2 protein-coding genes are annotated in these 857 nt (G+C 45.4%); both read left to right on the top strand.

Features of this window, described 5'->3' with window-relative positions; translation table 11 throughout:
• The coding region (locus tag R7Z77_RS24720; RefSeq protein WP_318136968.1) for an ABC transporter permease at positions 1-631 on the top strand (631 nt) is incomplete at its 5' end.
• A 3-nt stretch (positions 632-634) separates the two neighbouring features.
• Positions 635-857: ABC transporter permease subunit (locus R7Z77_RS24715; RefSeq protein WP_318136967.1), on the top strand; the 223-nt coding region annotated here is incomplete at its 3' end.

Here is an 857-nt window from a genome sequence, read left to right as displayed (position 1 = left end):
GCTTGCTAAGCTCGCACCCTACAAATGGGCAAGAGCAATTGCCACACTTTACACCACCATTATTCGCGGCATTCCAGACTTAGTTCTGATGATGTTGATTTTCTTTGGTGGGCAAATACTTTTAAACAATAGCCTCTATTCCATCAACGAAACGCTCAATGAATGGTTTGCATCTAGCGACCCAAATCATGAGTGGACTTCTTACTTACCTGACTACATTGATGTGAGCCCGTTTATTGCCGGTGTGCTGACAATTGGTTTTATCTTTGGAGCTTACATGGCGGAAACTTTCCGTGGTGCGATCATGGCCGTCGATAAAGGTGAGTTGGAAGCAGCAAAAGCTTATGGCATGAGCCCAGTGTTGTCGTTCAGAAGAATCCTTCTTCCTCAGGTGATTCGCCATGCACTACCGGGATTTGGTAACAACTGGCTGGTATTGTTAAAAACCACCGCGCTTGTCTCCATCATCGGGCTTGAAGATATGGTGAGAATGAGCTCTCTGGCGGCTGGTACAACAAAAATGCCGTTCACGTTCTACATGGCCGTTGCACTGATTTTCCTTTTCTTCACCAGTATTTCGACGGGGTTGTTAAAACTCGTTGAACGCAAATTCAGTATTCATGCGAGGTAAGTAATGGATTTTTCGTTGATTTTTGAAAGCTTCCCTGTTTACCTTCAAGGGCTTTGGACGACCGTTTGGCTGGTGGGCATTTCATTGGTGATTGGCTTGTGCGTCTCAGTTCCACTCGCCATTGCGAGAAACAGTACCAACTACGCTTTGAGCCTTCCTTCTTGGGGATTCATTTACTTTTTCCGAGGAACGCCACTGCTTGTTCAGTTGTATCTGATTTACTATG

The sequence above is a fragment of the Vibrio sp. 1401 genome (genome assembly GCF_033340295.1).
The sequence above is the reverse complement of the archived record's forward strand: the minus strand, read 5'-3'. Positions and strand labels throughout refer to the sequence as shown.